Annotated in this window: 9 protein-coding genes; all 9 read right to left on the bottom strand. The window is 73.1% G+C overall.

What is annotated here, in order from left to right; translation table 11 throughout:
• Positions 1–10 precede the first annotated feature (10 nt).
• The 9 genes from G446_RS0101320 to G446_RS0101280 are packed head-to-tail and all read right to left on the bottom strand — an operon-like array spanning position 11 to position 12,842.
• A complete protein-coding gene (locus tag G446_RS0101320) occupies positions 11–2,782 on the bottom strand; it encodes an ATP-binding protein (RefSeq protein WP_156916466.1) in 2,772 nt (923 codons plus the stop codon).
• Positions 2,779–3,024, bottom strand: coding sequence for a hypothetical protein (locus G446_RS0101315; RefSeq protein ID WP_026408766.1), 246 nt, complete (start codon positions 3,022–3,024; stop codon positions 2,779–2,781). The genes G446_RS0101320 and G446_RS0101315 overlap by 4 nt, the downstream gene beginning before the upstream one ends.
• Positions 3,021–3,722 carry a toxin glutamine deamidase domain-containing protein gene (locus tag G446_RS19695; RefSeq protein WP_026408765.1) on the bottom strand — a complete coding sequence of 234 codons (702 nt, stop codon included), beginning with the start codon at positions 3,720–3,722 and terminating at the stop codon, positions 3,021–3,023. The genes G446_RS0101315 and G446_RS19695 overlap by 4 nt, the downstream gene beginning before the upstream one ends.
• A complete protein-coding gene (locus G446_RS19690; RefSeq protein WP_156916465.1) occupies positions 3,719–4,543 on the bottom strand; it encodes a hypothetical protein in 825 nt (274 codons plus the stop codon). Before G446_RS19690 ends, G446_RS19695 begins: the two co-directional genes overlap by 4 nt.
• A gap of 2 nt (positions 4,544–4,545) precedes the next feature.
• On the bottom strand, positions 4,546–4,749 hold the full coding sequence (locus G446_RS0101300; protein ID WP_026408763.1) for a hypothetical protein: 204 nt from the start codon (positions 4,747–4,749) through the stop codon (positions 4,546–4,548).
• Positions 4,750–4,762: 13 nt separating this feature from the next.
• On the bottom strand, positions 4,763–6,472 hold the full coding sequence (locus G446_RS0101295; protein WP_156916464.1) for a TRAFAC clade GTPase domain-containing protein: 1,710 nt from the start codon (positions 6,470–6,472) through the stop codon (positions 4,763–4,765).
• The gene (locus tag G446_RS21280) at positions 6,472–8,898 is read right to left on the bottom strand and encodes a GAP1-N2 domain-containing protein (protein ID WP_026408761.1); all 2,427 of its coding nucleotides are present in this window, start codon (positions 8,896–8,898) and stop codon (positions 6,472–6,474) included. The genes G446_RS0101295 and G446_RS21280 overlap by 1 nt, the downstream gene beginning before the upstream one ends.
• 1 nt (position 8,899) lies before the next feature.
• Entirely contained in the window at positions 8,900–10,096 is a 1,197-nt protein-coding gene (locus G446_RS0101285) for a hypothetical protein (RefSeq protein ID WP_026408760.1), read from the bottom strand.
• Between the two features lies 1 nt (position 10,097).
• Positions 10,098–12,842 (bottom strand): fibronectin type III domain-containing protein, encoded by a 2,745-nt coding sequence (locus G446_RS0101280; protein ID WP_026408759.1) that lies wholly within the window; start codon positions 12,840–12,842, stop codon positions 10,098–10,100.
• Positions 12,843–12,871 lie beyond the last annotated feature (29 nt).

Below are 12,871 nucleotides of genomic sequence, written 5' to 3'. Positions count from 1 at the left end.
GGAATTCCCATCAATTCTCCACACCGCATACGCGGATGAGGCTTTCGGCGAAGGCCTCGTGAATCTTGTTCCTCGCGGCGATCTGACGGATCTGGCAGCGCATGACGTGGTGCGCGGCGCCGTCCCCCAGCAGCGGCTCCAGGCGCGAGGCCTCGTTGCGGACGTGCCTCTCGATGTCCTTGCCCCTGTCGCGCCATCGACTGGTCTCCAGCAGGCGCAGTCCCAGCCCCGGACCGGCCCTGTACTGGGTGCGCGTGAGAACCCCCAGGGCGCAGGTCTCCCCGCACCAGGGGCAGGTCCGGCGGTTGGCCGCCAGCGGCACCGAGAAGTCGAGTCCCGCCTCCCGCGTGACGCCGCGGCCGGACTCCCACAGCTCGAAGGCGGAGGCCAGCGCCCGGTCCACCGCTCCGGCGTCGGGCAACAGGCCCTCGAGGCGCTCCTGGACCAGCAGGCGGCGCAACCCCGCCCACACCAGGCAGGGCACGGTCGTCTGATGCGGAGGCGCCAGGGCGGCCAGCGCCGTGTGCACGCAGCGGCGCAGCGCGGCGCCGTCCCCCGCGCCCTCGCGCGCCCCGGTGAGGAACAGGGCCAGGTGCGGCGCGGCGGCGTCCGCCTGACTCCAGGCCCGGAAGTGGCGGTTCTCATCGCCGTCGCAGCAGGGCCAGTCGGCCGGCGGTGCCGCGACCCGGTGCGGGGCGCCCGCCCGCGGCAGGGGTTCGGCCATGGCGATCGCGACGGTCTGCGGCTGGGGCCGCGCCCGAGAGGAGATCACGGCCTGCCCGGCGCGCAGCAGTCCCAGGCCCCGGCTCTCCTGCGCGAGCATGCTCATGGCCCCGGCCACCTGGACCTGATCGTCGGGGTGGATCACGCGATGGACGATCTTGAGGTTCGTATTGCGCAGCACCTCGGGACTGACCCGGGAGGGGCTCTGGTCGACCACGAGGACCTGCTCCCCGTAGGCCCGCACCTCGGCGAGCATGCCGGAGAGCAGATCGGCCGAGACCTTGCCGGCGCTGGTGGCCTCCGGGTCCGCCGACGGCGGGATGTCGGGAATGACCCGGTGGGCCTCCTCCAAGACCAGCAGATGGCGCACTCCCCCGACGGCGCCGCGCAAACGCGCCATCGCCCGCACGGCCATGGTGAGGACCAGAACGAGGAAGGACCGCTCCTCGTCGTCGCCCAGATCCGCCAGGGTGACGACCGCGGGGCCGCTCATGAGCCGGGAGATCATGGTCGAGTCCGGCCAGCACAGGCGGGCGGCGCGCAGGGGCGACAGGAGCAGGTCCAGGCGCGTGGCGATAATGGCCCGGATATTGGCCTGCGGCTCGCCCGCATAGCCCAGGGACGCGACAATGGGGTCGAGCATGTCCCTCACGTCGTGGAGCGCGGCGCCGCCCGGCCCCCCGGGCTGCCCCACGACCTGGTCGAAGAGCTTGGTCACCACATAGGGCGCCGGCGAGGGCATGGTGAATGAGCCGATGAAGGCCCGGGCCACCTGGGCGAGGTGGTCGGCCGGGTCCTCGCCCTCCCAGGCCCGCATGATGTCGAGTCGGATATCCCTGCCCCGCACGAGGGCCAGGCCGCCCTCGAAGTGCTCCGACATCCGCTCGTACTCGTCCTTGACGGGGTCGATGAGCAGGAAGGGCAGGTGGTGGCGGTTCCAGGCCTGGGAGAGCAGACGCAGCAGGCTGGTCGACTTGCCCGAGCCAGTGGCCCCGGTGAGGAAGCCGTGCCCCTCCAGGTCGCCCAGGCCGATGCAGACCCGCTGGTCCGTGCCCCAGGCGCGGCCCATGTCCAGGGGCCCGGCGACACCGGCCCCGTGGCGGTGGGCCGGGGGCGCGGGCCGGGCGAGGAGCCCCGGGACCGAGGCGCCGGGACTCGCCAGGACCCCGGCGAGGGTGCGCGAGTCAAGAAGGCTGGTCGGGTCCGGCTCCGCGCCCGTCCCGGAGATCTCCAGATCGCGGGTCATGACGTGCAGACCCTGCTCCTGCCCGATCACCCCGTGCAGGCAGGCCAGGGCGGCGTCGAGCTCCGGCTCGGTCCGGGCCGTCACCCAGGTGTCCACCGCCCAGCCCCCGCGGGCCTCCATGAGGCGGACCAGACGGCGCAGGGCGGCGATGTGGTCGATGACCAGGCTCCACCCGGCCGACGTCGTCGAGCTGCTGACGGTGGCGGTGACCTGCTGGGTCCGGGTCAGCTGCTCGGCGGCCCGCTGCTCCAGATCCACCAGGAGATCCTCAGCCCGCTCCAGCGCCCCGGGGCGCAGCGCCGAGCAGCGCAGCTGGACGGACCACTGCCCGCTCACGGAGGGCAGCAACTCCAGGATCGGCACCCCCCGGGGGGAATCGGCCGGATTCTCGCCCGGCAACGCCAGTATCCGGTGGACCACCCCGACGCCCAGACCGCCGGTCAGCGCCGGTTCCGCCTCGGCCTCCAAGTCGTAGAACGGGGCGAGCATGAGGCGGCAGCGCCGCGCGGCGGCCTCGTCCTGCGTCCCGATGCTCCACCTGATCCCGGCCGCGTCGGTGTGTCCGAGGCGCAGCACAACGACGGCGCCGGCCCCGGAGGCGGCGCAGAGGAATCGTTCGAGCGCGGTCGTGGCACCGGCCTCCTCCGTCGGTACCGCCGTGATGGAGAACCACGTCATGCCCGGGGCGACCGCAGGCTGCGCGCAGCGCCATCGGGCGAAGGGGCCATGACGCAGCGAGGCGAGCGCCGCCTGCGCGCCCGCGACCGTCGACGGCAGCCCCATCACCGTCTCGGGCGCCATCGCGGGACTCACGACGCTCTTTTTCGGGCGACCTCAGCCAGAACCGTCTTGAGCGAGAGGGGGTACCCGACGCGCATCGCCTCGCCGCCGTCGGTGACCACCCAGGGCGCCATCCCCATGGGAGTCGAGGCGCGATCCGCCCACCGCACCACCCAGCCGCCCTCCACCCGCTCCAGGCGGAACTTCTCACGGTGATGTCCCGAGGCCCTCTCGAAGACCCTCCAGACCTCTTCCTCGATCATGTGCACGGTCACAGCTCTTTCCCTTCAGGATCCCAGAACGCGGCCCGGTGCCAGGCCTCCGGGTGCAGGTGGAATTCATCATGCCCATCGAGCAGGCCCCTGGCGCTCTCGACACGGTGGTCCTGCCCGTCGACGAGCAGGACCTCACCCTCGTGGTTGACGAGGTTGTAGGCGTGGCCCCACCCCTCCCCCGTGCTGGCGACGTAGGCGCTCGACCCCGGGCCGCCCCGCTCCAGCCGGGAAATGGCGCCCTCGCCGTCGACGGTCTCGAGGGGCCCCGTCCACTGCTCGACGCGCTCGACCGACTCACCGTCCTCGAGCTGGCCCGCCGCCACCTCCCCGTGCCCGCGCCACGTCCGTTCCACGCACCGGGCGCAGTCGGCGCAATTGCTCCCATACGGGCCGTTCGGCCCCTCCCAGCGCGGGTTGATGCGCTCGATCCACTGCTCGGGGTCCTCGAAGCGCTCCGCGACGGGGAAGCCGGCCTCGCCCGGCTCGACGAAGTCGTCGAACTCCGCCCGGAACTCGGCGTCGGGGCGCGCCTGCCACTGCCGGGGAGCGCGGGCGCCCGACCACAGGGCGTCGTCCTCGATCCGGGCGTCCGCGGCCCGGGACCCCTCCCAGACGCCGTCCGCCCCCTCCGGGCGGGACGGAGCCTCCTCGCCGAACTCATCGGACTCCGCCCGGGAGCCCTCCCATCCCCGGCTCACAGCACCCTCCGCAGCATGAGGAGCACGAGCACCATGAAGATGATGGCGCCCGCAACAACATACGGTTGACGACGGACGCGGACGTCGACGTGGCCGGTCGTGGTCGCCCCCGTCATGGTATTGGTCAAGCGGGCCACGCGCAGCAGACCGGTGCCGCGCTCCACGCGCCCCTGGACCCTCACCCGCTCGCCCAGGCGCACGGGGGCCCCGCGCAACTCCCCCCGGATGTAGCAGTCGTGACGGGCGCCCGAGGCGTCCTGGACGACGAAGGGATGGCGTTCGAGGACGACCATCTCGTCCTGCTGGGGCTTCGAGTGCCCCATGAACAGGCTCGGCATGAGCAGGAGGCGCAGGGGCGCGAACAGGCACCCGGCGAGGATCCCGGCCAGCCGCAGCGGCAGGAGGAGGCACCCGCGCACCGCGGTGCCCGCCGCCAGGGCGCTGCGCAGATCGACGGTCTCCTTGATGATGTCGCCGACATCGACCACGGTGCCGTCCAGGGCGACCGCGCCCGCCGCGGGCCCGCGCCCGCCAGGGGCGGGCACCGGGGGCGCGGGGCGGCCCGCGCCGCGCCGGGGGACCGGGGTCCCGGTCCCAGGGGCGGGCACCGGGGGCGCGGGGCGGCCCGCGCCGCGCCGAGGGGCCCAGGTCTGCGGGCCCGGGAACTGGTCGGCGGCGGAATCGGCCGCCCGCCGGCGCTTCTGAGCCTCCTGCTCGCGCTGCCGGGATTCCGGCGTGCGGTAGGAGCACTTGGAGCACCATCCGCCCCGCAGAACGCCCTCGCCGCAGTTCGGGCACAGTGTTCTGTTCGGCCTCGTCACGGTCAGTCCCAGGGGAAGCGGATGGCGTTGGCCAGATCGTGCTGCAGGATCATGACCTGGTCGGCCCAGTGGGCGAGCAGCCGATCCCCCCCGCCGAAGGCGTACCAGTTGGCCGTGACGAGGAGGAGCGCGACGAGCAGGGCCGCGTGGATGACGATCCACAGCGCCCGATACCGCTTATACGACGTCGGAATCCTGGTGGTCATGTCGATTCCCCTTTCAGGCGGTCGCGTCGGCGGTTGCGGGTTGCCCGGCCGGTTCAGCCGGTTCGGCCTGGAGCGCCGCCGCGTCATTGAGGGCGGCGACGCGGGAGACCACCCGCCAAGGGGAAACGGGGTCCTCGTGGGGCAGGTGGTGCATGGAGTCGCACGCGAAGTACTCCACGGTGCCGAAGTCCATGCGGAAGCTCTGGAGGGCCGCGTCCATGCCGTTGTCCGCGAGCCACTGCCGCACTGCGTCCGAGGAGGCGGACCCGCGCAGGGTCTCGCCGCACGGCAGGGAGCGCAGGATGTCCGCCTTGGACACCACGACCAGCAGTGCGCGCCTGCTCAGATCCACGCCCTGCGCACGCAGTCGGTCCATGACCGTGTGGTAGGCGTTGATCTGATCCGGCGGGGCGATGTCCATGTCGTCCTGATCGGCGGGGAGGGTTTGAGTGAACTCGGCGTGCACGTCCTTCAGACCCAGCGGATCGAGGAGGAGGACGTAAGCGGGGGCCGTCTCCAGGAAGGGCAGTTCGTTGGACGTCTCCCAGTCCCCGAAGAACTCCCCCGCGGCGTCGATGATATTGAGCTCGATCTCCTTGCCGCCGCGCTCCACCACATGGTACTGCAGTGCCCTGGGCATGACGTGAGGGGTCTTGACCGTGCGCCGCTCGGCCTGCACCAGCTCGTGCGAGTCCTTCAGGAAGGCCTTGGCCTCGGTGCTCAGCGCCCTCAGAGAGCCGCGGCCCGTCAGGCCGTCGCCGACCTGGACCACCGACATGCGCAGGAAGCGGGTCTTGCCGGCGGCGACGGCGCCGATGACCGGGAGCACGACCACGTGGCGGATCCCCGCGCCGTCGGCCATGTCCTGGCCGCAGTAGGGGCACACGACCTCCAGTCTCCGAGAGGCCCCCGAGACCGTGTTCGGCAGCTTGGCGCCGCACTCGCACACCCGGTGGAGCAGACCCTGCGGTCCGGGCTGGACCACGTAGTGCACCGCACTGCACTGGGAGCACCGGTAGGCCGGGCTGGAGGAGGAGCGCAGGCAGTGGCTGCACAGCATCGACTGGTGCGCCCGGCGACGGGACCAGGACTCGTACCGGCGGAGAATCGCCTGCACCGCCGCACTGGCAAGCGCCACCAGGGACTGCCCCAGCCACATGATGACCTGCCAGATGAGCACCGAGGTCGCCGTGCCGATGATGAAGCAGCCGATCAGGGGCAGGGCCGCCGCCGACCAGGCGAGCCAGTGCAGGGCGTGGAGCGCCTTCTGCCTCAGGAAGTCCTTCCAGTCCGCGGCGGGTCGCCCGCTCCGGGGGCCCCTGCCCGTGAAGAAGGCCCAGGCGGCGCGCACGCGGTCCTTCAACAGAGCACTGACCGCCTGCCGGTCGAAGCCCGCCTGGTAGGGCACGTACACGGGCCAGGCCCGGTCCCACCCGTGGGCGGCGTTCTCCCCGGGCGGCGGGCCCTTGATGAGCTCGCCCGCCGCCATGCGCGCCGGAGTCGCCATTTGAGCGCGCCCCTGCGCCAGCGCCTGAACGGGAATGGCGAAGCCGTGCAGGAGCCCGCCCACCAGTCCCAGGGCCGCCGTCGCCGCGCAGTACACGACCACCCACGCGAGGATCCTCACCAGGAGGGCGAACGCGGCCCACACCGCCATGACGGTGAGCCATATGGCGAATGCGGCAAGAACCAGAACAAAAGCCAGAAAGATAAGGTCTTCCATTAGATCTTCCCCCGTCTTCTCATGCGCCGCAGCCCGCGCTGGACCGAATTGCCCAGGCGCGCCGCCGTCGAGTGGCCCTCCAGCGCCCGGATCTGGTCGAGCAGATCCAGGCGCCGGCGCCGCTCGAGCTCCTTCTCCAGCCTCTGACGGACGCCGCGCATGCGCACGTCCCTCCAGAACGCCGCCACGGCGTCCCCGGCGGCGACGGCCAGCGGGGAGTCCTCGTCCCCGGCCAGGTGCACGGCGGATTCCAGGACCGCGACATCCGTCTTGCCCAGCCCCTCCCGCACGATGCGGTCGAGCTCGTGGGCGACCGCGCGCTGAGCCCTCTCCGTCAGGTCCGACACGACGGCGTCGGCGGCCCGGTAGTCGGCGGCGCGCAGGGCGGCCTTCGCCAGGGTGTCGGCGTAGGCCACGAGGAGGGGGTGCGCCCGCCTGTCCTCGTGCAGCGCGCGCAGACCCGCGTTGACCTCCTGCTCCCAGGGCCGGCAGCGCCTCAGGGCGTCCTGGAGCCGTTCGAAGGTCTCGACGTGCCCTCGCAGCGCGGCCCCGCTCACAGGGCGGGGCCCGCCGGCGGGGGTGCGGGCCGCCAGCATGAGCCAGTGGATGCGGGCATGGGCCGGCTGTTCGGCGGAGGTGAGTTCGGCCAGCCGCGCCTCCAGGGAGTCGTTCAGGCGATCGTGGGTGCGCAGCCAGGCCTCGACGAGGGCCTCATCGCCGTTGGCGGCGGCCTCGGCCAGGGGCCAGGCGCTCGCCGGCAGCAGCGCGCACAGGTTCTCCAGCGCCTCGGGTGCCTCCAGCAGGGGCGACAGGTCCTGGCGCAGCCAGCGGAAGGCGTCCAGTTCCGGCCCGCCCACGAGCGCCTGGGGGCGGGACAGAAGGGCGTCCCACTCCCCCCGGGCCAGGGCGGCGATCCCCTCGCCGCCCCGGGCCCAGTGCCCGGGCAGGTCCCGGGCGACCAGGCGGGCCACCTCCTCGCCGCGCCCGGAATCGATGAGGCGCTCCAGGGCTGTGGGCGATGACAGGCACCCGCGGGCGGCCTCGGCCAGGAGGCGGGAGCGCCGGGGGCCCGGCAGGCACTCCAGGAGCCCGAGATCGCCCAGGAGCGTCCACAGCTCGGGCAGGAGATCCGCGGGCAGTGCCGCCGCCAGGGCGGTGGCGCCGTCCGCGGCCACGCGCAGGGGGCCGTCCTCGCCCCCCTCCCAGCGCAGCGGCGGGCGCCCGACGGCGCGCCGGGCGAGCCAGGCCTCCAGGAGGTCGGGCCTGCGCCCGCCCCAGCTCAGGCACAGCGAGGCCAGCCGGCGGGCCAGTCCCGTCTCGCCGACCCGGTCCAGCTCCCAGATGACCTCCCCCGCCGCGCCGACGTCGTCCGCCGAGGCCGGTGAGCACGCCTGGAGGAGGCCGACGAGCTCCTCACCCCACTCGGGAACCGAATCGGGATCCTGGCGGCACAGTCCGCCCAGCAGTTCGGCGGCGACCGGGACGTCCCCGGGGCGCGGCTCCCCGACCCCCAGAAGCACCATGCCGGCCAGCCGCGCGGCCCCATCGGAGTCGGAGGACGGCAGGACCCGCGCCCAGGCGCGGCTCGTGGAGATCGCGGCGAGGGCCTCGTCGGCGTCCATGGTGAGGAACCACTGGGCGTGGCGACGGGCGGAGCCGCTGGGCTCGACGGGCGTGCAGCGCTCGTGGAGCGGGTCGAAGAGCCGGTAGCCCTCCGCGTCGGGGCGGACGCCGTCGGACAGGAGCGGATGGGCCCCGACGAAGGTCGCCGGGGCGGACTCGGGCTCCTCCACGAAGGAGTGCACCGAGCTGCCCATCGCCTCCTCATCGGACATGGTCAGCTGCGCCAGCGAGATCCACCGCACGACGACGCCCTGATCCTCGTGCTCGATGAGGAGCTTGCGGGCCTCGGGGCCCGAGGTCATCTCCACCATGGTCAGCAGCTGCGCCAGGTGCTCGACGGCCCAGGGCTGCTCGCGCACCCACGCCTGGAGCCCCTCGGGCTCGAAGTCCGGGTCCAGGGCCAGGGGCGTGGGCCAGGGGGCGGGGCTCCCGTAGACCTCGGAGGAGGGCCAGTCGGGGGCGCTCCACAGCTGCGCGGGACGGGCGGGCAGGATGTCCCACGCGTCCCGGGTCAGGGCCGCGAAGGTGTAGGAGTTGCCGTCCCGTCCGCTGGCGGTGCGGCGGGCCAGCGACCGGCCCCGGAGGATGATGTGCGCCCCGTCCTGCGTCCAGCAGCGGAAGGTCTCCGGGTGCTGCTCGGGCGGGATCCGCGTGAGGCCGTGCGCCCAGTGGTGCACCCGGGGGCGGACGATCTTCTGCTCCACGTCGCCGGCGCCCGCCGAGGCGGCGCAGAACTGGAATCCCGTGGAACCGTTGAGCGACTGATCGGCGCGGCAGTCGGTGTATCCCAGGACATCGAACATGTCATCCCTCCTTGGGCAGGAAGCCGCGTCGCGCCATGAGCCACAGGAGCGGCTCCGCCACCCGGTGGGGCAGAACGCCGCGGGGGTTGGCCGTGCGCCGGGCGTAGTCGGGTTCCGCGCCCAGGGCCGAGGCGGCGAAGAGCCGGAAGGTGGAGAAGTTGAGCTCCAGCATGCGCAGGAGCCCGCCGCCGGACCACTCGTCGAGCAGCATGGCCACGTGCTCATGCACCTCGAGGGATTCGGCCTCGTCGAAGTAGGGCTTGTCGGAGCTGGGGCGCCGCAGAGGACTGTCCTCGTCGATGGAGTCGAAGAAGGCGTCGATCTTGGACACGACGACGGCCAGGGGCCGCGAGATCTTCTTCCGGGAGCCCACCTTGTCGGCCTGGCGCAGCAGCTCGACGATATTGCGGAGCACGTCCTCGGGCCGGTCGCGCAGGAGGTCCTCGTCGACGCCCTTGCTGCGGGCCAGGTCGTGGTTGCCGGTGAAGCCGAAGGGGTCTAGCAGGAGGATGACCCCGTCGGTGGCCGCCAGATAGTTGAGCTCCCGGGCCCGGTCCATGGAGGCCAGGTCCTCCCCGGCCGTGTCGTAGAAGGAGAAGATGGTGGACCGCTGGTGGTTCCTGCCGTCGGCGAGCTGCCACTCGAAGACCGCTGGCTCGGCGGAGTCCCGCTGGTCCTTGGAGACGTGCTGGTAGGCCTCGGTCTGACTGGGCAGATGCCCGCCCCGGCCCATGTCGGACCTCCAGTTCGCGAGCTGGCTGACGAGCCTCCTGTTCCCGGTGGGGTGGATGGCGGCGTCGAAGCGCCGCTGGATGCTCGTGGTCAGCTCCTGGGCGAGGACCGAGAGCATGATCGTCTTGCCCGAGCCGCGCACGCCGACCAGGCCGATGAGGGGGCTGTCCGCCGTGAAGGTCGAGGGCCAGGGCGTGTGGCACACCGGGCACACCCGCGTCGTCGGCCCGAGGCAGTCGGGGCAGAGGAAGGGCCGGTGGCGCTGAAGCGGGTTCCGCTCATCGGGCCACGTGGGGAGGACGGCCTCGTCGACGCCGAGGACCTGCTTGCGCTCGGGATCGGGCCTGGCCGCGCACCGGGACTTGCCGGCGGCGGCGTGGCCGTTGCAGCGGAAGGCCGCCCGACCGGACTCGATGCGCCGGTAGCAGTAGGGGCAGACGGCCTGTTTGAAGCGGAACAGCGCCATATCAGTTTCCTTTCAACTCGCTCATCGGGGGATCGACGAGCTTGACCCCGTCCTGGGCCGAGAAGGCCTTGGCCCACCAGGTTCCCCGGCCCCGCGCGACGGGCACCTCCACGACCAGGCTCTCGGGCGAACCCGGGTCGATGCGGCGGGGTGCCCCCGTCCCCGCGTCCCGGGAGGACGGCGCGTGACGACCCGCGCGCACGACGAGCCGGACGTCGAAAGGACCACCGCGGGCCCCGTCGAAGGCGAAGACCGCGGCGCTGGGGCCGCCGAGCATCTTCTTGCGCCAGGTCACGTGATAGGCGATGCGCCTGTGAGCGCGCGCCGGCACCGTCAGCGTCTGGGCCGCGCCCTCGACGGACCCGGCCAGGCCGACGGGGACCACCGCCACGTCGATCCGCCCGCCCGCGTCCCCGATGGGCAGTACGACGCCGCCCTCGGCGTCGTACTGGGCGCGCCGCACCTCGCGGCCGGCCCGGGAGTCGGGGGTGGACCAGCGCAGCCGGACGGCGTAGTCGCCGTCGGGCCACACCCAGGACAATCTGACGGTCTGGCCGAGTCTGTCCAGGTGCAGATCCGCGACTGGCGGGGCGGCGGCGAGGACCATCTCGTTGCCGCACAGCCCCTGGTCGCCGTCGACCACCACCGCCACGACCCGGTGCGCGCCGGCGCGCAGGGTGGCGGTCAGCTCCCGGTGGACGGCGTCGCCGGACTCGGTGCCCAGGATCCGCACGCCGCGCTCCTCGATCTGGTCCAGGGCCGTGCGCGCGCCCGGCGCCGCACCGATGCCCGCGCGCGACCGGTACAGGCGGACCTCCGCCCCCGGAACCGCGCTCCAGGTGAAGACCGCGCGCACGCGGCCGCTGGAGACGCCGCCCTCCAGGCGCCCCGCCAGGTCGACGACGGGCCGCAGCTCGCCGTGAGGGATCACCTCCACCTCCAGGGGGGCGCCGGTGCGGCGGGTGCCGTCGGGCAGGGAGTACACGCCCCGCAGGCGCAGGACGTAGCGCTCGCCGGTCTTCAGGCCGCTCAGGGACAGGGCGGTGCGCGAGGCCGTTCCCACTCGGCGGGTCCGCCCGTCGGGCCCGACGAGCCCGGCCTCCGCGGACAGGGCGGCCCGGGGCAGCTCCCAGGCGACGTCGGCGCCCGTCTCCCCCACGTGCACGCGGGGGGATGCGGGGGCCGGCAGCACCAGGGCCTGAACCGTCTCCGGGGACGAGCACCGCCCCTGCGTCACCGCGACGATCCCGTAGTACAGGGGGCGCGCGCACGCCGGCGCCGGATCCTCCACGCTCAGCGCGGTGACGTCCTCGGCCACGAGGACGCCGTCGCGGGGGCCGGCGGGCGCCCGGTCCTCGCGGCGCAGCACCCGGTAGGAGACCTGGCCGGTGAACTCCGCCGGCTCGCTCCAGCTGAGCGCGACCGCCCCGGTGCTCTCGACCCCGGCCCGGACGGCGCGCGGGGGGGACGGGGGCATGGCCTCCAGAAGGCGCTGGGCCTCCTCGTCATCGGAGCACACGGCGATGGCCCGGCGCAGGGCGCCGCGCGCCGCCAGGACGTCGGTGTCGCGATGACGGCGGAAGTCCTCCATGGCCTGCGCGAAGGAGTTCTCCTCGGCGGTGAGCGTCCTCAGGGTGCTCTGGGCCTCCTCCCCGCTGAGGTCGGCCCCAGTACCTTCCAGACGGGTCCAGACCGCCCGGGCGGCGACCAGCTCGTGGGCCGCGACGTGGGCCCGGACCGTGTCCAGGTTCTCGACGGGGGCCCCCGCCGAGCCTCCGGAGACGTGCAGGACGATCCGGGCGGCGTCCTCGGGGGCGACGCGGGCCTTGACCAGGGCCGCCAGGACCTGGGGCCGGGGGGCGCTGACGGCGAGCTGGCGGGCGTAGTCGATGACGCTCATCAGGAGCGCGTCCTGCAGCTCCTGTTCGGTGTCCACGCCATTGAGCACGACGCGCATGGCTTTACTCACCGCCGAGGCCTCGGCGGTGGGCGCCTTGGACGCGTAGTCGCGCGCCTCGATCGCCCGGGCCAGATCGATGCGGGCGCACGAGCCGCCCTGGGGCCGGAACCCCTCGACGATCGCGAAGGAGTCGGGCATCTGGTGGTCGGGACGCGCCAGGTCCGCCGTCGACCCGGTGCCGAGGATGGCGTCTACGAGGGTGTGGAACGGGGAGCTCGCCAGCTCTTTGCGGACACGGTCCTGAAGATAGCGGACCCGGGGCTCCTCCAGGGGTGTCACGACGCGCACCGAGGCGGCCTCCACGGCCTCGATGAGCGCCGCGGGATCGACTCCGGCCCTGGTGGCGAACGCTTCGACGACCGGGCGCTCAATGGCCCCGATGGCGGCGGCCCCGCTGTCCGCCGCAATGGCCTGCGCCAGCTCGCGCAGCCGCTGCGCGCGGATCTCCTGCGCCCGCCCCACCTGGTCGCGCCAGAAGTCCTGACTCGTCACCGGGCTGCGCTCGACCAGGAGGTCGTGGATGGACTTGAGGCGGGCGCAGAACGGGAACATCCGCTTGTTCTTGTTCCAGATCGAGGGCATCTCCCTGAGCACCCGCCGCTCCAGCTGGGCGTCGGTCATAGAGGGCCCGATGCCGTAGAGAAGGGGCAGGTCGAGGTCCGGGGGCAGCGCGAGGCCCGCATCGGCGTTCATCGCCCGCAGGGCGGCGTCGATGCCCGCCTGCAGGGACTTGTCCTTCCTGATCGCCGTGAGAACGGACTTGCGGTACTGCTTGTCGAATTCCATCGCCTCTCCTCGCGATCCCCCGGACCCTG

Source organism: Actinomyces dentalis DSM 19115 (genome assembly GCF_000429225.1).
In the GTDB taxonomy this organism is placed as follows: Bacteria; Actinomycetota; Actinomycetes; order Actinomycetales; family Actinomycetaceae; genus Actinomyces; species Actinomyces dentalis.
Note: the sequence above shows the minus strand (reverse complement) of the source record. Positions and strands in the feature narration are given on the sequence as shown.

What these genes read in the sequence shown, in the direction of transcription:
- G446_RS0101300 (WP_026408763.1), bottom strand. Translation starts at nt 4,749, where the DNA reads ATGACCACCAGGATTCCGACGTCGTATAAGCGGTATCGGGCGCTGTGG.
- G446_RS0101295 (WP_156916464.1), bottom strand. Translation starts at nt 6,472, where the DNA reads ATGGAAGACCTTATCTTTCTGGCTTTTGTTCTGGTTCTTGCCGCATTC.
- G446_RS21280 (WP_026408761.1), bottom strand. Translation starts at nt 8,898, where the DNA reads ATGTTCGATGTCCTGGGATACACCGACTGCCGCGCCGATCAGTCGCTC.
- G446_RS0101285 (WP_026408760.1), bottom strand. Translation starts at nt 10,096, where the DNA reads ATGGCGCTGTTCCGCTTCAAACAGGCCGTCTGCCCCTACTGCTACCGG.
- G446_RS0101280 (WP_026408759.1), bottom strand. Translation starts at nt 12,842, where the DNA reads ATGGAATTCGACAAGCAGTACCGCAAGTCCGTTCTCACGGCGATCAGG.